This window comes from Phocaeicola coprophilus DSM 18228 = JCM 13818 (assembly GCF_000157915.1).
GTDB lineage: Bacteria > Bacteroidota > Bacteroidia > Bacteroidales > Bacteroidaceae > Phocaeicola > Phocaeicola coprophilus.
The window spans coordinates 145,889-170,776 of sequence record NZ_EQ973635.1 but is presented as its reverse complement, the minus strand read 5'-3'; the positions used below and the strand labels follow the sequence as shown (position 1 = coordinate 170,776).

The window sequence follows — 24,888 nt, the reverse complement described above, 5'->3', positions numbered from 1 at the left end:
CAGCCTCGTTCCACCATTCCGGGAACATCAGACGCGTCATGGCCAGTAATGCTTTGATATTGGTGTCGATAACGATATCCCATTCGTCTAAGGAGCCTTCATGTTCCTTGTCCATACCGATTACGAGTCCGGCATTGTTGATCAGTACGTCAACATGCTTCCACTGGCCTTGCAGGGAATCTGCGGCTTGCTGCATAGCCTTGCGGTCGCGTACGTCAAAAGGAAGAGTAAGCACTTCTACACCTTGAGCTGTCAGTTCCTTCTTCAGGCTTTCCAGCTTTTCTGTATTTCTTCCGTTCAGAATCAGATTGCTGCCCATGGCTGCAAACTTACGTGCGCAACCTTCACCTATTCCGCTGGTTGCACCGGTTATAAATATTGTTTTTCCTTTCATACAACTGTTCTTTATATTGGCTGATTATTAATCATTGGTTGAATCTTTCTTTTTTCTTAGGAATACCGCCGTGGGTACCGGAAGAAAATACTGAGTAAAGCTACGACTCCCAGAATCATGGGATAATACAGATAGCCGATGATGCTGATGGGAGAGAGGCCGGTGAGTTCGGCCGCAATCAGCATCTGTGCTCCGTAGGGAATAATTCCCTGTACGACACATGAGAACGTATCCAGAATACTGGCACTTTTCCGTTTGTCGATTTTAAATTGTTCTGCAATGCCGTTTGCCAGTGAGCCGACGGTAATGATGGCAATGGTATTGTTTGCTGTACAGATGTTGGCCAGACTTACCAGAGCTGCGATACTGAGTTCTCCGCCCCGTTTGTTGTTGACTTTCTGAGTAAGGCGGTGCAGGATATAATCAATTCCTCCGTTGAAGCGAACCAGTTCCAGCATACCTCCTGCCATCAGGGTGATGATGATCAGTTCGCCCATTCCGGTGATTCCATTTCCCATGGCACTGAACCATCCGAAGAAGTCAAAGCTGCCATAGATCATACCGATAATTCCCGTTGAAAGTAATCCCAGCAGCAGCACCAGCATGACGTTGATACCGGCAATGGCGGTTCCCAACACGATAAGGTAGGGAATCACTTTTCCCCATTCGACGGAAGTTATGTCTTGAGCCACTTCTATCTGACTTCCATAAATGATGTAATAGACAAAGACGACAAGGGCTGCCGGGATGGCAATCATAAAATTAGCCCGGAACTTGTCGCGCATGGCGCATCCCTGTGTCCGTGTGGCAGCGATCGTGGTGTCGGATATAAACGAAAGATTGTCGCCGAAGAATGCTCCGCCAATGACCAGTGCCGTCATAAAAGGCATGCTGACGTCTGTTTTTCCGGCGATACCGGCTGCAACGGGTACCAGTGCAACGATTGTTCCGACAGAAGTCCCGATGGAAAGGGAGATGAAACAGGAGGCCAGAAAGATACCTGCCAGCAACAGGTTGTTCGGAAGCAGATGTAAGGTCAGGTTGACGGTTGCATCTATCGCTCCCATGGCTTTGGCCGATTGGGCGAAAGCTCCTGCAAGAATAAAGATCCAGATCATCAGCATGATGTTCTTATTGGCGGCTCCCGCCGAGAACTGGAGAACGCGGTCGTTCAGGCTGAGCCCTTTGGTTGTCGCTACGGCATAGACGGATGCTACCAGAAAGGCAACCGTGATGGGAACTTTATAGAAATCATTTACGATGAGAGAGGTTACAAGATATAGACAGAGAAAAACTGCCAGGGGAGCCAGTGCCCATCCGTTGGGCTTATTGACGATGGGAGTCAGTTTCTTCAGATTCATGAGTTGGACAATACTTTTTTTAATTACGCTGCAAAGATAATCATTTCTATGCATATATAAAAAAACACAGGCACACATGGATGAACCATGTGGCCTGTGAGTAAATTATGGATATGGTATTAAAGTATAATTAATTACTTCTTACCTTCCAACTGCTGTTTCAGAGCTGCCAGAGCGTCGATGTCACCCAGGGTAGTAGAAGCAGCCTGGTTCTGAATCATCGGAGTTTCTTCTTTCTTAGAAGAAGCTTTCTTTGCAGCTTTCTTTTCTGCTTTTTCTTCTGCCTTTGCAGCATCTTCGAAGATACGGCTGTGAGACAGGATGATACGCTTAGCGTCCTTGTTGAATTCGATTACCTTGAACGGCAGTTTTTCATCCAGCTGAGCCTGTGAACCGTCTTCCTTAACCAGGTGTTTCGGAGTAGCGAAACCTTCTACACCATAAGGCAGAGCAACAACAGCACCCTTATCCAGCATTTCGATGATAGTACCTTCGTGAACAGATCCTACAGTGAATACTGTTTCGAATACGTCCCAAGGATTTTCTTCCAGCTGCTTGTGGCCGAGGCTCAAGCGACGGTTTTCCTTGTCGATTTCCAGAACCTGTACTTCGATGTCTGCACCGATCTGAGTGAATTCAGAAGGATGTTTGATCTTCTTAGTCCATGACAGGTCAGAGATGTGGATCAGTCCGTCTACACCTTCTTCGATTTCTACGAATACACCGAAGTTAGTGAAGTTGCGAACCTTAGCAACGTGCTTAGAACCTACAGGATATTTTTCTTCGATAGTTTCCCATGGGTCAGCTTTCAGCTGTTTGATACCCAGAGACATCTTACGTTCTTCACGATCCAGAGTCAGGATAACAGCTTCTACTTCGTCACCAACTTTCATGAAGTCCTGTGCAGAACGCAGGTGCTGTGACCAAGACATTTCAGATACGTGGATCAGACCTTCAACGCCCGGAGCGATTTCGATGAATGCACCGTAGTCAGCCATAACGACTACTTTACCTTTCACGTGGTCACCAACTTTCAAGTTAGGATCCAGTGCGTCCCAAGGATGCGGAGTCAGCTGCTTCAGACCCAAAGCGATACGTTTCTTTTCGTCGTCGAAGTCCAGGATAACTACATTCAGCTTCTGATCCAGCTGAACAACTTCGCGAGGATCGCTTACACGGCCCCAAGACAGGTCAGTGATGTGGATCAGACCGTCTACGCCGCCCAAGTCGATGAATACACCGTAAGATGTGATATTTTTAACAGTACCTTCCAGTACCTGTCCTTTTTCAAGCTTACCAATGATTTCTTTCTTCTGCTGTTCCAGTTCAGCTTCAATAAGAGCCTTGTGAGAAACAACAACGTTCTTGAATTCCTGGTTGATTTTTACAACCTTGAATTCCATAGTCTTTCCTACGAATACGTCGTAGTCGCGGATAGGTTTCACATCGATCTGAGAACCCGGCAAGAATGCTTCGATGCCGAATACGTCTACGATCATACCACCCTTCGTGCGGCACTTGATGTAACCCTTGATAATTTCTTCGTTTTCGAGAGCTGCGTTTACGCGATCCCAAGAGCGGGTAGCGCGAGCTTTCTTGTGTGACAGGATCAGCTGACCTTTTTTGTCTTCCTGATTTTCGATGTATACTTCAACAGTATCACCTACTTTCAGATCCGGGTTGTAACGGAACTCGCTCAGAGGAATGATACCGTCTGATTTGTAACCGATGTTAACTACAACTTCACGCTTGTTCATAGCGATAACTGTACCGTCTACAACTTCGCGGTCGTTTACTTTGCTCAGTGTGCTGTCGTAAGCCTTTTCCAGATCTTCTTTGCTTACGGTTGTTGTTGCATCACCGTTTTCGTAAGCATCCCAGTTGAAATCTTCAATGGGAGCAATGTTTTTGAGGTTTTCCATTAAATTAAAAAATTGTTTGTAAATAACTAATTGTGTTAGACTTTATATTGTTTATAAAACCGGGTGCAAAGGTACAATAAATTCCTGAAATACAAAAGAAATCTGAGTGATAAAAGTTTTTTAACAGAGAGCCGACCGTACAATGCGCCCGGATCGACCGCACGATGAGGCTGAATCGACCGCACGATTGAACGGCAACGACCGCACGTTCAGGCGGAATCGTGCGGTCGTTGTTGCGGCCTTGTCTCTTCGTATTTTTGCCGGAGAATTTATCAGTTGTCCAGTGAATAGTCAATGGTGGTAACCACGCGTACTTTCTTTATGTAAGGAGTATTGGCGTCGCGGTCGTTGATGCTGAACTGTCCTTGATAGGCATGCATGATCTTGCCCAGTTTGCTGTCGGAGTCTTTGGCAAATTTTTCAGCAGCTTCACGGGCATTCTTGGTTGCCTCTTCGATCATCTGAGGCTTGATCTTGTTCAGGCTGGTGTATTCGTATTGTACGTTGTAACGGTATTCTCCGCCGACAATGGCAATACCGTATTTAAGCAGTTCGCCTTGTTCGCTGATAAGGCCACGCACCAGATCTACCTTGTCGGATGTTACGGTGATGACACTTGTCACGTTATAGCGGTATGCAGGGGCAGGAGTGCTTCCGTACCGTTCCGCTTTCATGTCGATGATTTCCGGTGCGCTGATACTGATTTCCTTTTCTTCCAGTCCTTTCTGTTTCAGGAACTGTACGATGGTCTGGTTGCTTTTCTTGATTTCATCATAGAGAGAGTTCAGGTCGTTGCCCAGGCTTTTGTAGACTAAAGGCCAGGTCACTTTGTCGGCCGGGACTTCCATTTCTGCCAGTCCTTTTACGTTGACTATGCGGTCTTTCTCAGCGAAGGTGCTGAATCCGCGTTCAATAAATACGCCTAACAGCAACATTCCCACTGCGAGAATGATAGCTTCTGTTCTAAAGTTCTTCATAATGATTTATTAAATTTAAAAGTGATATACTTTGAGGCCTTCTATTGGACTTTTAACAAATGTTCCGACCGAAATGTTCATCTGGCGGGCTGTCTCCTCGATTTCTTTCCGGAAAAACCAGGCAATGGAGCCGACAAATGAAACGGGCTGATCAGACTCGTAAGGAAGTATGTTGCGAAGGAAAAACTCCCGGAAGCAGTCCGACAGGAAATGCTGTACTTCCGTTTCCTCCTTGTGCCTATATATATAAGGTGTAAATCCGGCCAGAAAACGGTTGGCTTGCGGCTGGCGGTACACCCTGTCCAGAATATCAGCCATCGTGAGCTTGTATTCTTCCAGCAGTCCGTCCCGTAATTTTTCCGGAAGCTGTCCTTTCAGACAGTCGCCGATAAAGCGCTTGCCCAGATACGCTCCGCTGCCTTCATCGCCGAGAATATATCCCAGAGGCGGAATGTTCCGCACAATCTGCCGGCCGTCGTACAGGCAGGAGTTTGATCCGGTTCCCAGAATGCAGGCTATTCCCGGATGATCCTTGCAGGCAGAGCGAGCTGCACCCAGCAGGTCGCTTTCTACGAAAATCTGTGCGTTGGTGAAAAAAATCTGTAAGATTCGGGCTACTTCCAGGCTTTTGGCCGGTGTACATCCGGCTCCGTAGAAGAAAATCCGGTGGCAGGAAGCCGGAGAAACAGGGAGATGGGGGAGCAGTTGCTTTTCCAGAATCGTGCATATTATGGAGGGAGACTGATGGAATGGATTGATTCCTTCTGTCTGGAATTGCAGGCCGTCGGTCGGATTGTTACCGATATACCAGTCGGTCTTGGTTGCTCCACTGTCAGCTAACAGCAACATGTTTAGATCAGTTTTAAGGTGTGTGTAAAAAGAATAAAAGGGATTCCTCCCTTTTATTCCGTATGATTTTGATTAGTGGCAATGTCCGCATCCGCCTCCGCAGCAGCCGTCTTCATCGTGATGATGACCGTGACCTCCGCAGCCTTCTTCGTGTCCGCCGCAGCCGCCTCCACAGCCTTCACATCCGCCGCTGCATCCATCACCGCTCATCATGTTGAGCAGGCTTTCGATTTCTTTGTTGGTAGCCGGACGCATTTCGATGATGGTTCCTTCGAAAGTCAGGTCCTTGCCTGCGTGCGGGTGGTTCAAATCCAATACGACTTTGTCTTCTGTGATTTCACCGACATTGGCATAGAAATGATTTCCTTCGGCATCGTTCAGCATAATGATGTTGCCCGGGAAAATGTTTTCGCTGTCGAATTTTCCGTCTGCTCCGTTGAACATGCTCTTGGGAACCTGACGTACGTTGTCTTCATCGCGTTCGCCGTATGCTTCCTTGCACGGGATGGTGAAGCTGAAGTTGCTTCCTTTTTCAAGGGCAGTGATTTCCTTTTCAAAGCGGTCGAGTGTGTAACCGATTCCTGAGATGAACTGGAACGGATGGTCAGCCGGAGCTTCTTCCAGCAGTTCTTTCTTTCCATCTGTAAGGGTATACAGCTTATAAGCTACTGTGATGTACTTATTTTCCATTATAGTCAATTTAAATAAAAAGTGAATAAATTCTTCGCAAAGATACGAAGAACTCATGGATTTCCCAAATTATCCTTCGGGCGGATGGCGTGATGTATCCTATAAATAAGGTGAAAATCGGGAAAGCAATTATTCCCGGGAAATGGTCAGCCGGCTTTGGCCGGGAGGTGTCCAAACGTATTTTTGTTTGCTGAAATGATGTTTTCGGGATAAACTGATAGCTGAATGTGTTAAATTCTTACGAATATTCGTTGTTATAGGGAAAAAAGTATCAGATTTATTTGTTTGTTACAAAAAAGCCTTTACCTTTGCAAGTGTAAAATAAAAAACGAGATATATGAATCCAACAACTATCCTAAATAACCTGGCAGTCCTGCATATTATTCACGTCGTGGTCGAAACTCCAAGAGGTGAGTAAGGTTTGTGCGTATAGTTGTATGATAAAGATATGAACGAAAGCCTTTCTCGCCATTAGTGAGAGAGGCTTTTTTAATTGAAAAATAAAACGGAAAGATGAAACATCAGTTACGCAGTTCGATGAGTACACAAGGCCGCCGTATGGCAGGTGCCCGCGCACTATGGGTGGCCAATGGTATGAAAAAGGAAATGATGGGTAAGCCGATCATTGCCGTTGTCAATTCATTTACACAGTTTGTTCCCGGCCACACTCATCTTCATGAGATCGGTCAGCAGGTGAAGGCTGAAATTGAAAAGCTGGGATGCTTTGCAGCCGAATTCAATACCATTGCCATTGACGACGGGATTGCCATGGGACATGACGGCATGCTGTATTCATTGCCTTCGCGTGACATCATTGCCGACAGCGTTGAGTATATGATCAATGCCCACAAGGCAGATGCGATGGTGTGCATTTCCAACTGCGACAAGATTACTCCGGGTATGCTGATGGCGGCCATGCGTCTGAATATCCCCACCGTATTTGTTTCCGGCGGCCCGATGGAAGCCGGCCAGTGGAAGGGGAAACAGCTGGATCTGATTGATGCGATGATCCAGTCGGCCGATCCGACAGTCAGCGATGAAGACGTGGCAGAAATTGAGCGTCACGCGTGTCCGGGATGCGGAAGCTGTTCGGGAATGTTTACCGCCAATTCGATGAACTGTCTGAATGAAGCAATCGGACTGGCACTTCCGGGCAACGGAACTATCGTGGCGACTCATGCCAACCGTCAGCAGCTGTTCCGTGATGCCGCCGCCCTGATCGTGAAAAATGCTTATAAGTATTATGAAGAAGGTGATGACAGTGTACTTCCCCGCAGCATAGCTACCCGGGAAGCTTTCCTGAACGCCATGACGCTGGATATTGCCATGGGCGGTTCGACAAATACCGTGTTACACCTGCTGGCCATTGCCCATGAAGCCGAAGTCGATTTCCGTATGGACGATATCGACATGCTTTCGCGACGGGTTCCCTGCCTTTGCAAGGTGGCCCCCAACACCCAGAAGTATCATATTCAGGATGTAAACCGTGCCGGAGGAATTCTCGGTATTCTGGGAGAACTTTCCAAGGGAGGCTTGCTGGACACCTCGGTTCGCCGGGTAGATGGTACGACATTGGCAGAAGCTATTGCCCGCTATGACATTTGCGGACAGACGGTTGATCCGGAAGCCCTCCGCATCTATTCCAGTGCACCGGGCGGAAAGTTCTGCATTACGCTGGGAGCACAGCAGCAGCGTTATGAAACGCTGGATACCGACCGCGCGGAAGGATGTATCCGGGATCTGTCTCATGCTTACAGCCGCGACGGCGGACTGGCTGTACTGAAAGGAAACATTGCTCTTGATGGCTGCGTGGTGAAGACGGCAGGCGTAGACGAAAGCATCTGGAAGTTCTCGGGACCGGCCAAGGTATTCGATTCACAGGAAGCTGCCTGTGAAGGTATTCTGGGCGGAAAGGTAGTGAGCGGAGATGTAGTCGTCATCACTCACGAAGGCCCGAAAGGAGGTCCGGGCATGCAGGAAATGCTTTATCCTACGTCCTATATCAAGTCGAAACATCTTGGCAAGGAATGTGCCCTGATTACAGACGGACGTTTCAGCGGAGGTACTTCGGGACTGAGTATCGGACATATCTCACCGGAAGCTGCCGCAGGCGGAAATATCGGAAAGATCACAGATGGAGATATTATTGATATTGACATACCGAACCGCAGCATCAACGTACGCTTGAGCGATGAAGAACTGGCTGCAAGACCGATGACTCCTCTGACCCGCGACCGTCAGGTTTCGAAAGCGTTGAAGGCGTATGCCAGCATGGTAAGCTCGGCCGACAAGGGAGGAGTAAGAATGATTTAAAAAAGGAGAAAACTATGGCAAAGGAAAAAATAACAGGATCAGAAGCGTTGATGCGCTCGTTGGAACATGAAGGAATCAAGACCATCTTCGGTTATCCGGGCGGGGCAATCATGCCTGTTTTCGATGCGTTGTATGATTATCGGGATAAATTGAATCACATACTGGTTCGCCATGAACAGGGAGCAGCTCATGCGGCTCAGGGCTTTGCCCGCGTTTCGGGAGAAGTCGGAGTCTGCCTGGTGACAAGCGGTCCCGGTGCGACCAATACCATAACTGGAGTGGCGGATGCCATGATTGACAGCACACCGATTGTTGTCATTGCCGGACAGGTAGGAGCAAGTCTGCTGGGAACAGATGCCTTTCAGGAAGTGGACCTGGTAGGTATTACTCAGCCTATTTCGAAATGGAGCTATCAGATTCGCCGGGCAGAGGATGTAGCCTGGGCTGTATCACGCGCCTTCTATATTGCAAGAAGCGGACGTCCGGGCCCTGTTGTACTGGATTTTGCAAAGAATGCCCAGCAGGAACTGACTGAATACGAACCGGTAGACGTTGATTTTATTCGCAGTTACGATCCTGATCCGGAGACTGATCCGAAGGCTGTTGCCGAAGCGGTTGCACTGATCAATGAAGCACGCAAGCCTCTGGTACTTGTCGGACAGGGAGTGGAACTGGGCAATGCGCAGGAAGAACTCCGGGCCTTTGTGGAGAAAGCAGACCTGCCGTGCGGCTGTACGTTGCTGGGACTTTCGGCCTTGCCGTCCGATCACCGTCTGAACAAAGGAATGTTGGGCATGCATGGAAATCTGGGACCGAACGTGAAGACCAATGAATGTGATGTATTGATTGCTGTCGGAATGAGATTCGATGACCGTGTGACCGGCAAGCTGGAGACTTACGCGCGTCAGGCGAAGGTGATCCATCTGGATGTTGATCCTTCCGAAATCAGCAAGAATGTGGCAGTGGATGTTCCTATATTGGGAAACTGTAAACGTACGCTGGCCTTGCTGACAGAACTGATTCAGGCGCAACGTCATACAGAGTGGATTGAAAGCTTCCGTCCGTACGAAGAAAAAGAATATACTCAGGTAATCGATCGGGAAATCCATCCGAAGGAAGGCCCGTTGAATATGGGTGAAGTGGTACGCAAAGTAAGTGAGGCAACCCGTAATGAGGCTATTCTGGTGACAGATGTCGGTCAGAATCAGATGATGGCCTGCCGTTATTTCAAGTTCACAAAGAACCGGAGCGTGGTAACGTCCGGCGGTATGGGAACGATGGGATTCGGCCTTCCGGCTGCCATCGGAGCTACATTCGGACGCCCTGACCGTACGGTATGCGTCTTCATGGGCGACGGGGGACTCCAGATGACCATGCAGGAACTGGGAACAGTCATGGAACAGAAGGCTCCGGTAAAGATCATTCTGCTGAACAATAATTATCTGGGTAATGTACGTCAGTGGCAGGCAATGTTCTTCAATCGCCGTTATTCGTTCACACCGATGATGAACCCCGACTACATGCAGATTGCGTCAGCTTACGGTATTCCTTCGCGCCGCGTGGCAGAACGCGGAGAACTGGAGGAAGCCATTCGCGAGATGCTTGACACCGACGGCCCGTTCCTGCTCGAAGCCTGTGTCATTGAGGAAGGAAACGTGTTGCCGATGACTCCTCCGGGAAGTTCGGTAAACTATATGATGTTGGATTTGGATTGTTAAGAGGAGTATAGGATTATGGACAACAAGACTTTATATACGATTATCGTTCATTCGGAAAACATTGCCGGTATTCTGAACCAGATTACAGCTGTGTTTACCCGTCGGCAGATTAACATTGAGAGCCTGAATGTGTCGGCTTCTTCCATCAAGGGGGTACATAAATACACCATTACCTGCTGGACGACGCATGACATTGTGGAGAAGGTAGTCAAACAGATTGAAAAGAAGATGGATGTCATTCAGGCCCATTACTTTTCAGATGATGAGATCTTCTTGCGTGAGATTGCCATGTACAAGGTTTCCACACCGGAATTCCAGGCTAATCCCGAGGCTTCGAAGGTGATCCGCCGTTACAGCGCCCACATTGTGGAAGTGAATCCTGTCTTTTCCATTGTCGAGATGACGGGCATGAGCGATGACATTACCTCGCTTTACCAGGAGCTGAAAGCCCTGAACTGTGTGCTTCAGTTCGTGCGCTCGGGAAGAATCGCCGTTTCTACCAGCTGTTTTGAACGGGTCAATGAATACCTGGCCCACCATGAAGAAAGATATAGAAACCAAAAATAAACAGAATGATGTCTGACGAAAATAAAGTAGGAACCTATCCGTTTGTAGCTGAACCGTTTCATGTGGATTTCATGGAACGCCTGACGATGGGAGTGCTGGGAAATCATTTGCTGAACTGTGCAGGATTTCATGCGGCTGAAAGAGGCTTCGGCATTGCAACCCTGAATGAGAACCATTATACCTGGGTGTTGTCCCGTCTGGCTATCGAGATGGAGGAAATGCCCCGGGCATATGAGAAATTCAGTGTGCAGACGTGGGTGGAGAATGTTTACCGTCTGTTTACGGACAGAAACTTTGCCATCCTCAATCAGGAGGGGAAGCCTATCGGTTACGCCCGTTCCATTTGGGCGATGATCAGCATGGAAACCCGTAAACCTGCCGATCTGCTCACGCTGCATGGCGGAAGCATTACGGATTATGTCTGCCAGAAGGATTGTCCGATTGCCAAGCCCGGCCGCATCAAGGTGGAAGAACAGCAGGCATTGGACGAGTATAAGATCCGTTACAGCGACATTGATCTGAACGGACACGTGAACAGTGTGAAGTACATTGAGCACATTCTCGACCTTTTCCCGATGGAATGGTTCCGGCAGAAGACTGTGAAGCGCTTTGAAGTGGCCTATGTGGCTGAAAGCTATTACGGAGATACTTTAAGTTTCTACCGGCAGCAGATCAGTGAAAACGAATTTGATATTGAAGTGAAGAAGAACGGCCAGGAAGTCGTTGTTCGCAGTAAAGTGATATTTAACTAATTGTTTTAATAACTTGCGGCCCGTAAGGGCTGCTTAAAAGATTGAATTGAAAATGGCACAGATGAATTTTGGCGGTGTTATGGAAAATGTCGTAACCCGCGAAGAGTTTCCATTGGAAAAAGCACGTGAAGTATTGAAAAATGAAACCATCGCCGTTATCGGTTACGGAGTACAGGGACCGGGTCAGTCACTGAACTTGCGCGACAATGGCTTTAATGTGATTGTCGGTCAGCGTCAGGGTAAGACTTACGAAAAGGCCGTGGCTGACGGATGGGTACCGGGCGAAACTTTGTTCAGCATTGAAGAAGCCTGCAAGCGTGCTACCATTATTCAGGTGTTGCTGTCCGACGCTGCTCAGATTGCCTGCTGGCCTACTATCAAGCAGTATCTGACTCCGGGCAAGGCCCTGTATTTCTCACATGGATTTGCCATCACATACAAGGAACGTACAGGAATTGTTCCGCCTGCTGATGTAGACGTTATCATGGTTGCTCCGAAGGGTTCCGGTACATCTTTGCGTACCATGTTCCTGGAAGGACGCGGACTGAACTCTTCTTACGCTATTTTCCAGGATGCTACCGGACGTGCTTTTGAGCGTGTGATAGCACTGGGTATCGGTGTCGGTTCAGGTTATTTGTTTGAGACTACCTTCAAACGGGAAGTTTATTCAGACCTGACCGGTGAACGCGGTACGCTGATGGGAGCTATCCAGGGACTGTTGCTGGCACAGTATGAAACCCTTCGCGAACACGGACATACTCCGTCGGAAGCTTTCAACGAAACAGTTGAAGAGCTGACTCAGTCACTGATGCCGCTGTTTGCACAGAAAGGTATGGACTGGATGTATGCTAACTGTTCAACAACCGCACAGCGTGGTGCTCTGGACTGGATGGGCCCGTTCCACGATGCTACAAAACCGGTTTTCGAAAAACTGTATAAGTCAGTAGCTGACGGTGAAGAAGCACAGCGCTCTATCGATTCTAACTCTCAGCCGGACTATCGTGAAAAACTGAACGAAGAGTTGCGTCAGTTGCGCGAGAGCGAAATGTGGCAGACTGGTGCCGTAGTTCGTAAATTGCGTCCGGAAAACAACTGATCTGGTTGTTGGACTTAAAAGGGCGGGGGAGCCCGTCACGGGAAGAGAAGCCGGAAGCCTGGAGGGGCTGCTGATTCTCTTCCCGTTTTTTGGCCGGGAGGCAGATCGTCACCAGGCGGTTTCCCGCTGCTGTTAAACCATTAAACGTAGTAAGAAGATGAACAGAGAATTCTTGGAATTGATCAAGACTCGTCGCAGCTGCCGGAAGTATAAGCCGGAACAGATTACAGACGAAGAATTACAGGCCGTGCTGGAAGCAGGAACTTATGCGCCGACCTCACGCGGCATGCAGTCGCCTTATATTGTGGCAGTGCAGAATCCTGCTTTACGCGAACAGCTGGCAGCCATGAATGCCCGTGTGATGGGTACAACTTCCAATCCGTATTATGATGCACCTACTTATGTGCTGGTGCTGACTCCGGCTGATGCCAACAATCCGATTCAGGATGGCAGTTGCGTACTCGAAAACATGATGCTGGCTGCCCATTCCATCGGTCTGGCCAGTTGCTGGATTCACCGTGAGCGTGAGATGTTCTCAACGCCTGAAGGAAAAGTTTTGCTGAAGGAATGGGGATTGCCCGACGGACTGGTTGGTATCGGAGCTTTGGCACTGGGTTATCCGGATGGAGATCCGGGCCAGGCAAAACCGCGGAAAGAAGGCTATACACGTGTGATCCGGTAAGTCTGTGCGGGGCATTGTATGACGATAAAAAAAGCTCTCCAGCTTTTTTCAAAATGTTTCGGCGTATAAAAAAAACGTTTCGGCGTTTTACTCTAAACGCCGAAACGTTTTTTTGACCCTTTTTCAGCCGTCTGGCCGGAAGGATCATGCTTCAACCGGTAGAAGCTGTCTTATTTCTTTTCAGGAGCCGGGATGCTGTCTGTCGGCTGCTGACCGCTGCGCGGCAGGTCTGTCAGCTCATCACGGTAAGCCTTGTAACTGTCCTTTTTCTGAGTGTAGGCCGTAAAGGTTACGGCATCGGTTCCGCTGAAATGAATTTCTCCGATTTCTTCTCCGTTGGAACCAACGACAGCATCTGTCGGAAGATTCTTGAAAGTTCCGTTCCATTCAAAGTATTCACCGCTTCCGAAATCTTCATATGTACATTTCATGGTATATCCGTCTCCGCGTGTGCCGATGGTGATAACGGTATCATCTGCACCGGTCAGGTTTCCGTATTTACCGGTAATGTCGCCCGAGATGTCTTCTTCAGAACAGGAAGCGATACATGTAATCAGGAAAAGAGTAGCCATCAGGCTGCTTGCCAGACGGAACCATCTGTTCCGTCGGATGGATTGTGAATTGTCTGTTTTCATTGTTTAGTTATTGAGTTTAGAATAAAACAAAACAGGAGGGCGGATGTTCGCCCGTAAAAAAACTTCAGGCAGAGGACGGCGGTCTGCAAGACAGTTTCGGAAAAATCTCCGGAGAATGTTTGCTTCGTCTGGTGACGAGAAGAACCGTAATTCCTGTGCCTGAAGTGATTCGTCTATTGAATAGCGGGATCAGCCGCGATGATTACTTCGCTACACGTTCCAGCCATCTTACCATAGACAGCATGACGATCATTGAGCAAGCTGTTGCGCCGACGAACACCAGCCAGCATACCCAGATAGGTACTGAGGTGTAGAGAATACCGCCGATGAACAGCAAAGAGTTTCCGACAGCTGTTGCGGCCAGCCAGCAACCCTGCATCAGTCCCTGCAAATGAGGAGGAGCTACTTTCGATACGAAAGAAAGACCCAGCGGAGAAATGAAGAGTTCGGCAACGGTCAGGATGAAGTAAAGTCCGATCATGATCCACGGAGTTACACGGATTGCATTGATGGCTTCAGTAGACATGGTGCTGAGTTCGTCCTTGGCAGGAAGTGTCAGTGAGAACACTGTCAGGAAGATGTAAGCCAATGCAGCGATACCCATACCGATAGCGATCTTCATCGGAGTAGAAGGTTCTTTTCCTTTTGCTTTTAAAGATGTGAAGATCCACATGATCAGCGGAGTCAGTGCAACAACAAAGAACGGATTGACAGACTGGAAGATTTCAGCGCCCTTGATCTGGGTAAATCCAAGATCAATGTTGATGACGCTCAGGTCTACATAGTCGCGTGCAAAGTAAGTCAGTGAATAACCGTTCTGGTGGAAAGACAGCCAGAAGAAGATAACCACACCGAATACGGCGAACAGGGCGTAGATGCGCTGACGGATTTCCGTAGCACTCATCTGAACTTCTTCTTTGGTTACAGTCTTTGCAGAAGCAGCTTCCACAACCTTCTTTCCCGGATCGGGGAATTTGCTCTTATTGGCAAGGTAAATGACCAGAGAAACCAGCATGGCAACGATAGCGGCCATGAATGCATAATGGAATCCGCGGCTGAACACGTCCAGATAACTGTTGGCAAAAGCAGTCATGTCGGTAACCTGAGTACCGTCGAGTGATACGGTATTTGCCAGGGTAGTCAGCTTTTCCAGTTCCTGCGGAATCATGTTCTGTCCCTGTTCCAGATACTTGTGGCAAAGTTCCGGCAAGGTTGCATCATAGTCGAAGTGGTTTACCTTCAGCCACCAGTTACGGACACCGATAGCGATGAACGGAGCGAAGATAGCGCCCACGTTGATAAACATGTAGAAGATCTGGAATCCGGCATCACGCAGGCTGGAGTACTTCTCATTGTCGTACATCTGTCCTACCAATGCCTGGAGGTTTCCTTTGAAAAGACCGTTACCGAAAGCAATGACAGCAAGGCCCAGACAGGTCAGTCCCAGATACAAAGGCATGTTGGGAACCGGTGTCGGAGTCGGAATGGCAATGATCAGATAACCCAAAGCCATCAGCAGAAGGCCGACCAGAATGGTTCCTTTAAAGTTTTTTGTTTTGTCTGCAATGATACCGCCCACCAGTGCCAGCAAATAGATGGAAGCATAGAAAGCGGAATAGATATAGCCGGTAGTCGTTTCAGACAATCCGAACTTGGCTGAAATGAAAAGAGTCAGGATAGCCATCATGATGTAGAAGCCGAAACGCTCTCCCATGTTGGCCAATGCCGCAGCAACGAGTCCTTTTGGATGTTTGTTGAACATAGGTTAATGAAGATTTTAAATTAATATTAGTGTTATTGTTCGCAAAGTTAAGACTTTTTTATGAAGAACCATGTTCCTCGGTGTTTAATTTATTCCTGGATCATCTTTTGCAGCTTGCCTGCCAGGAGGAACAGGATAACGGCTGCAGCTCCGCTCATGAAGACAAACAGCATGAAGAAATCAAACAGATTCTCCACCTGATATCCGAGGAAGCTTTTGGCTACTCCGGCTTCGGGGTAATAGCCGCTGAGCATGCCTGCAAATTTATTGGCTGCCGACGTACTGAGATACCATACTCCCATTAATAAGGAAGAGAAGCGTGCCGGAGAGAGTTTATATACCAGTGAAAGTCCGATAGGAGCCAGGCAGAGTTCGCCCATTGTATGAATCAGATACAAACCGGTAAGCCAGATCATGCTGACCTTGACTCCGGGTTCGACGTGTTTCACTCCGAAAGCAATGAACAGGTAACCCATGGAAAGAAGGAAAAGTCCGATGGCCTGCTTGCGTGGGGAACTGGGTTCCAGTCCGCGCTTGCCCAGGAATGACCATACGGCAGCCAGTACAGGAGCCAGTGTGACGATCATGATCGGATTGAACGACTGGAAATAAGCAGCCGGCATTTCCCAGCTTCCGATGTGACGGTCGGTCTGTTCGTCGGCAAAGAAGGTGAGTGAGGCACCGGCCTGTTCATAGGCTGCCCAGAAGAAGATGACGAAGAATGCAATGATGTAAACCACTCCGATGCGGACCTGTTCGAGGCGGGTCAGTGAACGGTCGGTGATGATCAGCAGAGGCATGATGATGGCAGTTGCATAAATCAGTGATCCGATCCAGTCAGCATCTGCAAAGATCCCTTTGTCCATTGCGTTCCAGTTGACGGAAAATAAAAGTGTCAGTGCTACAGTGCCGGCAACCATTAACCATGTGCGGCTGTTGCTGGCCGGAGACTGCTGTGCCTGTTGTTTCTTTTCGTGAGATACGGCGGGAGCCATGCCTACCGGATTACCGTCCGGATCACAGATGTATTTGTTTTTGAACAGCTGGAATACAGTTGCTCCCAGCAGCATACCGATACACGCTGCGAGAAATCCCCATTTGAAGTCTTCCGGATGTCCGGTGTTTCCCAGCAGTCCGCATACCAGCGGAGCGAGGGTAGAGCCTACATTCACACCCATATAGAAGATGGTGAAAGCAGAGTCTTTACGGTTATCGTCTTCCCGGTAAAGCCGTCCGACCATGGTCGAAATGTTTGGCTTGAAGAATCCGTTACCCAAAATAAGCAGTCCCAGTCCGCAGAACATCAGATATTTTGCCAGTTCTGCCTGCTGGTAATAACAGGCACTCAGAAACAAAAGGAACTGTCCGAGAGCCATTGTCAGTGCACCGGTTACGATGGAGCGACGGTTACCCCAGTAGCGGTCGGCAATGTAGCCGCCGATGAGCGGTGTCAGATAAACCAGTCCGGTGTAACTTCCATATACCTGTGATGCTGTTTCTTTATCAAACAGCAGGGCCTGTACCATGTAAAGCATGAACAAAGCCCGCATTCCATAATAGCTGAAGCGCTCCCACATTTCGGTAACGAACAGCAGATATAATCCTTTAGGATGCCTTTTAGTGTTATTCATTTGCCTTTTATAGAATAAAATGTTAGTAAAAAAGATATTTGGCGTGCAAAAATAGCAAAAAAAACCTTTTTCGCAAAATCTTGAGAATATTGGAGCCTGCGGAAAGGGCTGTGAGCCTCTGCGCAAATAAAAATCTGCCGATACATGGGAATAATTGAATTCTTTTCTATCTTTGCAGAAATAATCATAAAACTTAAAATAATTAGAATACTATGGATTCAATGAATCAGATCGTTCTGAAGTTCCCAGAAGTCGGGGAAGTCGAGAGTATCAAACCGTTAACATCGGGACTTATCAACCAAACCTATTTGGTAAGAACCGCAGATAAGGCTGCTGCCGATTATATTTTGCAGTGTATCAATCATAATATCTTTACGGATGTAGAAATGCTTCAGCATAACATTGAAGCTGTAACAGTTCATATCCGCAAGAAACTGGAAGCTGCCGGTGAAGACGATATCGACCGCAAGGTGTTGCGTTTTGCCAAGACTGCAGAAGGAAAGACTTATTATTTTGACGGAGAGAAATACTGGCGTATGTGCGTCTTTATTCCGGGTTCACAAACGCTGGATGCTGTAACTCCTGAATCTTCTTATCTGGTAGGATTGAAGTTCGGTGAATTTGAAGCGATGCTGGCCGACCTGCCGGAAAAGCTGGGTGAAACTATTCCTGACTTCCATAACATGGAGTTCCGTATGAAACAGTTGCGTGAGGCTGTTGCAGCCGACAAGGCAGGCCGTATGGAAAAAGTTGGCGGACTGGTTGCAGACATTGAAAAAGATGCAGACGAAATGTGTTGTGCAGAGCGCTTGTATCGTGAAGGCAAGTTGCCGAAACGTATCTGCCACTGCGATACCAAAGTTAGCAACATGCTGTTTGATGACAAAGGCAACGTACTTTGTGTGATCGACTTGGATACCGTAATGCCTAGCTTTGTATTCTCTGATTTCGGTGATTTCCTCCGTTCTGCTGCCAATACAGCTCAGGAAGATGAACCGGATCTGACAAAAGTAAACTTCAATATCGAAGTGTTCAAGCCGTTTGCAAAAGGTTATATCGAATCTGCAAAGAGCTTCCTGACTCCTCAGGAAATCGAGCTGTTGCCGTATGCAGTGACTTTGTTCCCTTACATGCAGGCTGTACGTTTCCTGGCTGATTATATCAACGGGGATACTTACTATCAGATCAAATATCCTGAACATAATTACGTACGTACACTGGCTCAGTATAAACTCTATCAGGAAGCGAAGAAAGCTGTACCTGAAATGAAAGCATACATTGCTTCTCTTCTGGGCTGACCGTAAGTCTTAAGGATCATATAAACAGGAAATAAGGGATGACTCTCTTGTTTCCTGTTTTTCATTGTTATCTTATTAAATTCCGGGCACTTCTTTGGGGCAGAGGTGCTATATATACACATAGCAGCATTTATTAACTTTTAAACGAACCCATTTTGAATGGGAGACGAATGATGAAATATAATAATTTATTCTGGGCATTTTCTGTATTAAGCTTGCTGGGGTGCTCTTCTTCACAAGAGGTTAAAACGATACCGGATTCTTTATCCGGATTTATCCTAAACTGGCTTATTATAATAATGAAGGTGAATGTGGTACAGGCGCTGTAGTTCCGTGGGCTGACAGATTGTGGGTTATTACTTATGGTCCGCATCTTCCTGAAGGATCATCTGATAAATTGTATGAAATAACTCCGGATTTAAAGCAGATTGTGCGTCCGGAGAGTTTGGGAGGAACTCCGGCTAACCGTATGATTCATAAAGAAAGCGGGCAGTTGTTCATCGGTCCTTATGCCATCGATTCTTTAGGGAACGTACGTTCTATACCTTATAATATTATGCCTGGACGCCATACCGGAAATGCACGTCATCTGACAGATCCGTCTGACAAGATCTATTATGGAACAATGGAAGAGGGACTTTATGAGGTGGACGTTCATACGCTGGCTGTTCGTGAAATCTATGAAGATGCAAATTTCACGAAAAGGGAAAAAAGCAGTAAAGAGTATGGTTCTATTGGAGCAATGCTTCCGGGAGTACACGGTAAAGGATTGTATTCAGGACAAGGGGTATTGGTTTTTACGAATAATGGAGAGGGTTCCAACGAAGCTCTTTCTAAGTTTGATATAGAAGCCGGTGTATTGACTGAATGGGACGGTAAGGATTGGAAAGTCGTGCGTCGTAATCAGTTTGTTGAAGTGACAGGCCCCGGTGGAATCTATGGAAATACAAATCCAGAAACCGATCCTGTCTGGGCAACAGGCTGGGATTATAAGTCTGTTATATTGGGAGTACGTGACGCAAAGAAGGGGTGGACTTTCTTCCGCTTGCCGAAATCCAGTCACAGCTATGACGGAGCCCATGGATGGAACACTGAATGGCCGCGAATCAGAAATGTAGGAACAGAAGCGTATCCGGATTATCTGATGACTATGCATGGTATGTTCTGGAAGTTCCCTGCTGATTTCACGGCTGATTCCAGTGCGGGCATACGTCCACGGTCTGCTTATCTGAAAGTTATCGGTGACTTTACCCGCTGGAATGACAGACTTGTTTTTGGTTGTGATGATTCTGCGCTGAAAGGATTCCTGAACGCAAGAAAAGCTAAGGCAAATTTCCCTGGTCCCGGTCAGTCAAATTCTAATTTATGGTTTACGTCTTTGAGCAAGCCCGATGAGTTGGGACCTGCCACTGCAACTGGTTCTGTTTGGGATAAAGATCCGGTAAAGGCTGGTGAATATTCTGAACCCTTCCTGTTCAGCGGCTGGGATTATCGTATGGCCTGGGTTAAGAATGACTCTTCTCATTCTGTATCATTTGCTTTTGAAGTGGATAAAAAAGGCAATAATCAGTGGACTCCTTTGAGAGAAATCAAGGTGGAAGCTGGAGAATCTGTCCATATACTGTTTGACAAGGAAGCGCTGGGAGAATGGATAAGAGTTAAAACCGATGCTCCGACTCTGGCTACTGTCAGTTTTACATATACAGACAGTGACGAAAGAAGTACAACATCAGATGAGATGTTTGAGGGGCTTGCTGAACTGGACTGTAACCATTCAATAGGAGGATTGTTGTATTCATTAGGCAACAACAGACGTGCACTGGGAATTGTATCTACTCAACAGAAGGATGGAAAAGTTGTTGAATGCGGATATTATGAAATGAATGATACCTTGAAGCTTGTAAGAAAAGACGATCCGGAATCAAGAGATTTTATTGTAGAGAAGTGTGCCATCCCTTCCAAGGTTGTGACAGTGGAATCCTCTTCAGTTCTCGTTGTTGATGATAAAGGCCGCAGATGGAGATTGCCGTTGGGAGACGAAGCATACACTGGGCTGATGGATCAGAATGCCCTTAGAATTTGCAGGGAAGTAGTGACGGAACGAGATTTGTTCAGCTGTATGGGAACATTCTATGAATTACCTGCAGAAAATGCCGATGGTTACGCCAAGATCCGTCCTGTTGCTACACATAATTATAAGATCAATGACTATGCTTCCTACAGGGGTATGATGATTCTTACAGGAGTAGATCCGGAAGAAGGTAAAAAGAATCCTCATATTATCGTTTCTGAAGACGGCAAGGCCGCAGTCTGGGCAGGAGTGATAGATGATTTATGGGAACTGGGAAAACCGGTTGGTCATGGCGGTCCATGGAATGACACTCAGGTCGCTTCCAACGAACAGTCTGATCCTTATTTGATAGCATTCTATGACAGAAAGGAAATGAAACTGTCTCATAAATCTTCTGAAACTGTTAAGTTCACAGTTGAGGTGGACCCTACAGGTAATGGTAAATGGATGACTTATGCCAAGTATGATGTAAAGCCTGGAGAGACATTTACTTATCAATTCCCTGATGGTTTCCAGTCCAGATGGATCCGGTTCAGTGTAAATAAAAACTGTCAGGCTACGGCTTTGTTGAATTATCGTTAGGGCTTTATTCAATAAAAAAAGCAGACAGGAAAACAATGTTTCCTGCCTGCTTGAAATGAATTGTCATGAAAATCTTATCTTGGACAGCATTCGCCCGGCTGATGCTGGAGCGGACATCCGTTTCCGCGCATCGGCTTTTTATTGCACTGGGGTGTACAGGGACCGGCCTGCATATGTTTGTTGTGACGGGGTGCAGCAAATAATTTCTCCAGCTGGCGGGCATTCAGAATCTTTTCGAACTTGGCCAGATACGTTTGTTTGGTTTCTACCACTTTCTTCTGTTTGGCCAGCCGTTCTTCCAGTTGCTTTTTGATTTCAGCGTCTGTCCGTTCAGCTTTGCGCTGTTGAGGCTTCTCCTGTTTCATTTCCGTACGGCAAGCTTTGAGGGCTTCCAGATATTCTTTATACAGAGGAGCAAACTTCGCAGCCGTTTCATCGTCCAGCATCAGAGATTTCTGCATCCGGTTGATCTGCATTTCCTGACGTTGTTCAGGAGTGAGTTTCTTTTTCTGGTTCGGAGCCTGTGCGTTTTGTGCCAACATGTTTCCGCAGCTGAAGATAGCTGCCATCATTACGGTAATAAATAAGCGGTTTGTTTTCATTGTCATTTCCATTTTAAAATACATTTATACTTCTAGCGCGCTCTTTTCCGTTAAGACAACTTCCGGCCGGGATGGTTTAGCGGGAATAACATTCTTTAGCGTTTATGCTCCTGTTTGCTTATCTCCCGTTAAAAAGGAGCTTCCTTGCAAAGGCGGATGGTTTCGCCCGTAACGGGGTGGGTGAATTCCAGTTCGGCGGCATGCAGGTAAAGGCGGTCGGCCTGATTTCCATACAATGGATCTCCCAGAATCGGACTGTCCAGTCCTTCGGGATGGGCGGCGTGCACGCGTAACTGATGAGTCCGTCCGGTGAGTGGCCAGAAGCTTACACGGGTTGTTCCGCCTGATCTTTCTTCTACACGGAAACGGGTAACCGCTTTCTTTCCCAGCTCCCAGTTGACCTGTTGCCGGGGACGGTCGGAGAAGTCCGGACAGAGAGGAAGGTCAATGGTTCCTTCGTCCTGACGGGGATTGCCCTGCAGGAGGGCTGTGTATCGCTTTCGGATCTGGCGGGTTTCAAAGAGAGCTTGCAGACATTGATGTATGTTTTTGTCTTTTGCGGCCAGCAGAAGACCGGAAGTATCCATGTCCAGGCGGTGAACCAGCAGCGGGCTGTCACTCTCGGGATAAAGTTCCTGCAATCGTTGCAGGACGGAATCCAGACCGTTTTTCCCGGGAACAGAAAGCATACCGGCAGGTTTGTTTACCACGACGATCCAGGGATCTTCGTAGATTATTTCCAGAGGAGTATCGTGGTGACGGTTTTCTACCAGTGGATTGGGATCGACTTCCAGACCGATCAGCATGTGTTTCAGGATGGGGGCACACTTTCCGATGCAGGAAGGATAAAAATGTCCGTGACGGCGTATCTCGTTTTTCGGAGAGTTGCCCCACCAGAATTCTCCCATGGCCAGCGGCTTCAGCTGGTGAAGGTAGGCATATTGCAGCAGTTTGGGTAAGGCGCATTCACCGGTACCTGCGGGTGGAGTACCCTGAGGAGTGTCGCGGAACAGTTCACAGAGATCTTTCGATTCTCCCCGGGCATTGAGCATGTGAAACTGTCCGAACAGTTCTTTTTGCAGACGCGCAGAGCGGGATTTGCGCTCCTGTTTCATCTGTTCCAGCCGCTCGCGATATTGGTCTGCCTTCTCCTGCAGATGCAGCAGCTGATCTTTGAGCCGTTTTTCCAGACGTTTGTATTCGGCTTTCTGGAACTGGCTTTCCCGGATCAGCGCTTCCTGCTCTTCCGGAGTGAGAGGTTCTCTGCGCCTGGCTTCCCGGAGTGCTCTGGCATTCTTCAGTTCTTGCCGGGCACGTTCCAGTTCCTGTCCGGCGCTGTTCCGGGCATCCCGAAGGGCAGCTTCACAGGATTGATATTCCGGAGAACTTTCCAGTTCCCGGATCTGTCGGTTAATGGCTGAGATATTTGCTTCTTCTATCCGGAAGAAACCATCCGGCTGCAACAGGTCGTATACAGGAGGCACAAAGAATGGATGCAGGTTGCTTCCGGCCAGATTGCCGGAAAAGGCGGCCAGATATCCGCAGCTTCTGTCTGCCTGCTGTACGATCAGTACTCCGAACATTTTCCCCTGTTGCAGTTCCTCCTGCCAGTCATTGCGGGCACTCAGGTAGTGAAGTACCTCTTCGGCTGCCAGCCGGACGAGCGGATGGGGAGTGTAATGAAAAGGATAGGTGAAACGGACAGGCAATGGAATTCCGATTACTTGTCCGGGTAAAGGGTGAAGATAAGAGTCAGAGGACAGTTTGTTCATGACTTAATCCATTTCCCGCTGACGGCAGAAATAGCCGGAGAATTTTTCGTCCACGTTCTCAACCGGTTGTTTGAATATACCGTAAACGGCAGAGCCTGATCCGGTCATGGAGGCATAAACAGCTCCCAGATCATAAAGCTTGTCCTTGATGGCTGCTATTTCGGGATGGCAGGGGAAAATACTTTCTTCGAAATCATTCTTCATCAGGCCTTTCCAGTTTTCAATGGGCTGGGTGGCAATTTCTTTCAGAGAAACTTCCGGATGCTTGGGATGAATGTTTGAGAATGCTTCTTTCGTTGAGATCGGAGTATCCGGTTTTACCAGTACGAGATGATATCCTTTCAGTGTAAGTTCAATCGGTTCGAAAATGTTTCCTGTGCCGGAAGCGAAGACTGGCTGATTCTGGATGAAGAACGGACAGTCTGCACCCAGCTGGGCTGCATATTGTTCCATCTCCTTTACACTCAGCCCTAACCGGAATTTTTCATTCAGCAGCTTGATCATGAAGGCACAGTCGGCAGAACCTCCTCCCAGACCGGCTTCGGTCGGGATATGCTTGAACAGGTGAATATCTACCGGCAGAATTCCGGAGTGATGCTGTCTGAGCAGGTTGAGTGCCTTTACCACCAGATTGTCTTCCGGGCTTCCGTGCAGGTTGGCACCGCTTACGCGTAGTTTATAAGGAACTTCGGCATGCTCGAGACGATTCACCTCGAGTGCGTCTTGCAGTTTGATCGGATAAAAGATGGTTTCCAGATTATGGTAACCGTCAGGACGGCGTTCTACGATATTCAGTCCTAAATTTATTTTTGCATTTGGAAATGTTATCATGGCAGGTTCTTTTTTTATTTTTCACAAATGTAATGGAAAGTTTTGAAAAATGCAGGTCTTCCGAAAGGAATTTTTATGCTCCCTCCATCCCCTGCGGGCTTTCAGCAGAGACGGAGCCGCAGAATTCCAGTGCGATAACAGGGGATTGCCGGACCCTGCCGGAGGGTGATTTGCGGAGATTTTTGAGCCTTGCAGATCAGGTGTACAAAGAAAATATTATCTTTGTGCCCCACAAAAAAGAAGATAACGAATGGCAGAGACGAAAAGAACAACGCGTGTCCCCAAAGCGGCAAAGACTAAGCCGGTGGACGAATATGGACATTTGCAGCCTCAGGCTCCGGAACTCGAGGAGGCGGTGCTGGGTGCATTGATGATTGAAAAGG

At 47.8% G+C, this 24,888-nt stretch carries 20 protein-coding genes; 8 read left to right on the top strand and 12 right to left on the bottom strand.

Going from position 1 to position 24,888, the window contains the following annotated elements; genetic code table 11:
- The 6 genes from BACCOPRO_RS05315 to BACCOPRO_RS05290 form a co-directional block, all read right to left on the bottom strand.
- The coding region (locus tag BACCOPRO_RS05315) for an SDR family NAD(P)-dependent oxidoreductase (RefSeq protein WP_008141652.1) at positions 1–394 on the bottom strand (394 nt) is incomplete at its 3' end.
- 56 nt (positions 395–450) lie between these two features.
- The gene (locus BACCOPRO_RS05310) at positions 451–1,755 is read right to left on the bottom strand and encodes a Na+/H+ antiporter NhaC family protein (protein WP_022277113.1); all 1,305 of its coding nucleotides are present in this window, start codon (positions 1,753–1,755) and stop codon (positions 451–453) included.
- A 134-nt stretch (positions 1,756–1,889) separates the two neighbouring features.
- Positions 1,890–3,677, bottom strand: coding sequence for a 30S ribosomal protein S1 (gene rpsA / locus BACCOPRO_RS05305; protein WP_008141650.1), 1,788 nt, complete (start codon positions 3,675–3,677; stop codon positions 1,890–1,892).
- Positions 3,678–3,949: 272 nt separating this feature from the next.
- Positions 3,950–4,654 (bottom strand): SIMPL domain-containing protein, encoded by a 705-nt coding sequence (locus BACCOPRO_RS05300; RefSeq protein WP_008141649.1) that lies wholly within the window; start codon positions 4,652–4,654, stop codon positions 3,950–3,952.
- A 15-nt stretch (positions 4,655–4,669) separates the two neighbouring features.
- Positions 4,670–5,503, bottom strand: coding sequence for a hypothetical protein (locus BACCOPRO_RS05295; RefSeq protein ID WP_008141648.1), 834 nt, complete (start codon positions 5,501–5,503; stop codon positions 4,670–4,672).
- A 72-nt stretch (positions 5,504–5,575) separates the two neighbouring features.
- Positions 5,576–6,193 (bottom strand): FKBP-type peptidyl-prolyl cis-trans isomerase, encoded by a 618-nt coding sequence (locus BACCOPRO_RS05290; protein WP_040311211.1) that lies wholly within the window; start codon positions 6,191–6,193, stop codon positions 5,576–5,578.
- A 513-nt stretch (positions 6,194–6,706) separates the two neighbouring features.
- Here BACCOPRO_RS05290 and ilvD point away from each other — a divergent pair.
- The 6 genes from ilvD (at position 6,707) to BACCOPRO_RS05260 (ending at position 13,321) form a co-directional block, all read left to right on the top strand.
- Entirely contained in the window at positions 6,707–8,506 is a 1,800-nt protein-coding gene (ilvD, locus tag BACCOPRO_RS05285) for a dihydroxy-acid dehydratase (protein WP_040311210.1), read from the top strand.
- A gap of 14 nt (positions 8,507–8,520) precedes the next feature.
- A complete protein-coding gene (gene ilvB, locus BACCOPRO_RS05280; protein WP_008141639.1) occupies positions 8,521–10,224 on the top strand; it encodes a biosynthetic-type acetolactate synthase large subunit in 1,704 nt (567 codons plus the stop codon).
- 15 nt (positions 10,225–10,239) lie between these two features.
- Positions 10,240–10,791, top strand: a complete 552-nt coding sequence (ilvN, locus tag BACCOPRO_RS05275) for an acetolactate synthase small subunit (RefSeq protein WP_008141637.1) — start codon at positions 10,240–10,242, stop codon at positions 10,789–10,791.
- Between the two features lie 8 nt (positions 10,792–10,799).
- A complete protein-coding gene (locus tag BACCOPRO_RS05270) occupies positions 10,800–11,543 on the top strand; it encodes an acyl-[acyl-carrier-protein] thioesterase (RefSeq protein WP_040311209.1) in 744 nt (247 codons plus the stop codon).
- A gap of 52 nt (positions 11,544–11,595) precedes the next feature.
- Positions 11,596–12,639: a ketol-acid reductoisomerase gene (gene ilvC / locus BACCOPRO_RS05265; RefSeq protein WP_008141635.1), complete on the top strand. Its 1,044-nt coding sequence runs from the start codon at positions 11,596–11,598 to the stop codon at positions 12,637–12,639.
- 157 nt (positions 12,640–12,796) lie between these two features.
- Entirely contained in the window at positions 12,797–13,321 is a 525-nt protein-coding gene (locus tag BACCOPRO_RS05260; protein WP_008141634.1) for a nitroreductase, read from the top strand.
- Positions 13,322–13,491: 170 nt separating this feature from the next.
- Here the strand turns inward: BACCOPRO_RS05260 and BACCOPRO_RS05255 are convergent, their stop codons facing one another.
- From BACCOPRO_RS05255 to BACCOPRO_RS05245, 3 genes are all read right to left on the bottom strand, one after another.
- Positions 13,492–13,956, bottom strand: coding sequence for a hypothetical protein (locus BACCOPRO_RS05255; RefSeq protein ID WP_022277106.1), 465 nt, complete (start codon positions 13,954–13,956; stop codon positions 13,492–13,494).
- Between the two features lie 202 nt (positions 13,957–14,158).
- Positions 14,159–15,718 (bottom strand): peptide MFS transporter, encoded by a 1,560-nt coding sequence (locus BACCOPRO_RS05250; protein WP_008141632.1) that lies wholly within the window; start codon positions 15,716–15,718, stop codon positions 14,159–14,161.
- A gap of 89 nt (positions 15,719–15,807) precedes the next feature.
- Positions 15,808–17,349, bottom strand: coding sequence for a peptide MFS transporter (locus tag BACCOPRO_RS05245; protein WP_008141631.1), 1,542 nt, complete (start codon positions 17,347–17,349; stop codon positions 15,808–15,810).
- 212 nt (positions 17,350–17,561) lie between these two features.
- Between BACCOPRO_RS05245 and BACCOPRO_RS05240 the strand changes: the two genes are divergently transcribed.
- Both BACCOPRO_RS05240 and BACCOPRO_RS05235 read left to right on the top strand, forming a co-directional pair.
- Positions 17,562–18,647 (top strand): phosphotransferase enzyme family protein, encoded by a 1,086-nt coding sequence (locus tag BACCOPRO_RS05240; RefSeq protein WP_008141629.1) that lies wholly within the window; start codon positions 17,562–17,564, stop codon positions 18,645–18,647.
- A gap of 469 nt (positions 18,648–19,116) precedes the next feature.
- A complete protein-coding gene (locus tag BACCOPRO_RS05235) occupies positions 19,117–21,300 on the top strand; it encodes a hypothetical protein (protein ID WP_008141627.1) in 2,184 nt (727 codons plus the stop codon).
- 74 nt (positions 21,301–21,374) lie between these two features.
- Here BACCOPRO_RS05235 and BACCOPRO_RS05230 read toward each other — a convergent pair whose 3' ends face one another.
- From BACCOPRO_RS05230 to ispE, 3 genes are all read right to left on the bottom strand, one after another.
- Entirely contained in the window at positions 21,375–21,902 is a 528-nt protein-coding gene (locus BACCOPRO_RS05230) for a hypothetical protein (RefSeq protein ID WP_155819092.1), read from the bottom strand.
- Positions 21,903–22,030: 128 nt separating this feature from the next.
- The gene (locus tag BACCOPRO_RS05225) at positions 22,031–23,674 is read right to left on the bottom strand and encodes an RluA family pseudouridine synthase (protein WP_008141625.1); all 1,644 of its coding nucleotides are present in this window, start codon (positions 23,672–23,674) and stop codon (positions 22,031–22,033) included.
- Between the two features lie 3 nt (positions 23,675–23,677).
- Positions 23,678–24,505 carry a 4-(cytidine 5'-diphospho)-2-C-methyl-D-erythritol kinase gene (gene ispE, locus BACCOPRO_RS05220; RefSeq protein WP_008141623.1) on the bottom strand — a complete coding sequence of 276 codons (828 nt, stop codon included), beginning with the start codon at positions 24,503–24,505 and terminating at the stop codon, positions 23,678–23,680.
- Positions 24,506–24,888 lie beyond the last annotated feature (383 nt).

What these genes read in the sequence shown, in the direction of transcription:
- BACCOPRO_RS05310 (WP_022277113.1), bottom strand. Translation starts at nt 1,755, where the DNA reads ATGAATCTGAAGAAACTGACTCCCATCGTCAATAAGCCCAACGGATGG.
- rpsA (WP_008141650.1), bottom strand. Translation starts at nt 3,677, where the DNA reads ATGGAAAACCTCAAAAACATTGCTCCCATTGAAGATTTCAACTGGGAT.
- BACCOPRO_RS05300 (WP_008141649.1), bottom strand. Translation starts at nt 4,654, where the DNA reads ATGAAGAACTTTAGAACAGAAGCTATCATTCTCGCAGTGGGAATGTTG.
- BACCOPRO_RS05295 (WP_008141648.1), bottom strand. Translation starts at nt 5,503, where the DNA reads ATGTTGCTGTTAGCTGACAGTGGAGCAACCAAGACCGACTGGTATATC.
- BACCOPRO_RS05290 (WP_040311211.1), bottom strand. Translation starts at nt 6,193, where the DNA reads ATGGAAAATAAGTACATCACAGTAGCTTATAAGCTGTATACCCTTACA.
- ilvD (WP_040311210.1), top strand. Translation starts at nt 6,707, where the DNA reads ATGAAACATCAGTTACGCAGTTCGATGAGTACACAAGGCCGCCGTATG.
- ilvB (WP_008141639.1), top strand. Translation starts at nt 8,521, where the DNA reads ATGGCAAAGGAAAAAATAACAGGATCAGAAGCGTTGATGCGCTCGTTG.
- ilvN (WP_008141637.1), top strand. Translation starts at nt 10,240, where the DNA reads ATGGACAACAAGACTTTATATACGATTATCGTTCATTCGGAAAACATT.
- BACCOPRO_RS05270 (WP_040311209.1), top strand. Translation starts at nt 10,800, where the DNA reads ATGTCTGACGAAAATAAAGTAGGAACCTATCCGTTTGTAGCTGAACCG.
- ilvC (WP_008141635.1), top strand. Translation starts at nt 11,596, where the DNA reads ATGGCACAGATGAATTTTGGCGGTGTTATGGAAAATGTCGTAACCCGC.
- BACCOPRO_RS05260 (WP_008141634.1), top strand. Translation starts at nt 12,797, where the DNA reads ATGAACAGAGAATTCTTGGAATTGATCAAGACTCGTCGCAGCTGCCGG.
- BACCOPRO_RS05255 (WP_022277106.1), bottom strand. Translation starts at nt 13,956, where the DNA reads ATGAAAACAGACAATTCACAATCCATCCGACGGAACAGATGGTTCCGT.
- BACCOPRO_RS05250 (WP_008141632.1), bottom strand. Translation starts at nt 15,718, where the DNA reads ATGTTCAACAAACATCCAAAAGGACTCGTTGCTGCGGCATTGGCCAAC.
- BACCOPRO_RS05245 (WP_008141631.1), bottom strand. Translation starts at nt 17,349, where the DNA reads ATGAATAACACTAAAAGGCATCCTAAAGGATTATATCTGCTGTTCGTT.
- BACCOPRO_RS05240 (WP_008141629.1), top strand. Translation starts at nt 17,562, where the DNA reads ATGGATTCAATGAATCAGATCGTTCTGAAGTTCCCAGAAGTCGGGGAA.
- BACCOPRO_RS05235 (WP_008141627.1), top strand. Translation starts at nt 19,117, where the DNA reads ATGATTCATAAAGAAAGCGGGCAGTTGTTCATCGGTCCTTATGCCATC.
- BACCOPRO_RS05230 (WP_155819092.1), bottom strand. Translation starts at nt 21,902, where the DNA reads ATGAAAACAAACCGCTTATTTATTACCGTAATGATGGCAGCTATCTTC.
- BACCOPRO_RS05225 (WP_008141625.1), bottom strand. Translation starts at nt 23,674, where the DNA reads ATGAACAAACTGTCCTCTGACTCTTATCTTCACCCTTTACCCGGACAA.
- ispE (WP_008141623.1), bottom strand. Translation starts at nt 24,505, where the DNA reads ATGATAACATTTCCAAATGCAAAAATAAATTTAGGACTGAATATCGTA.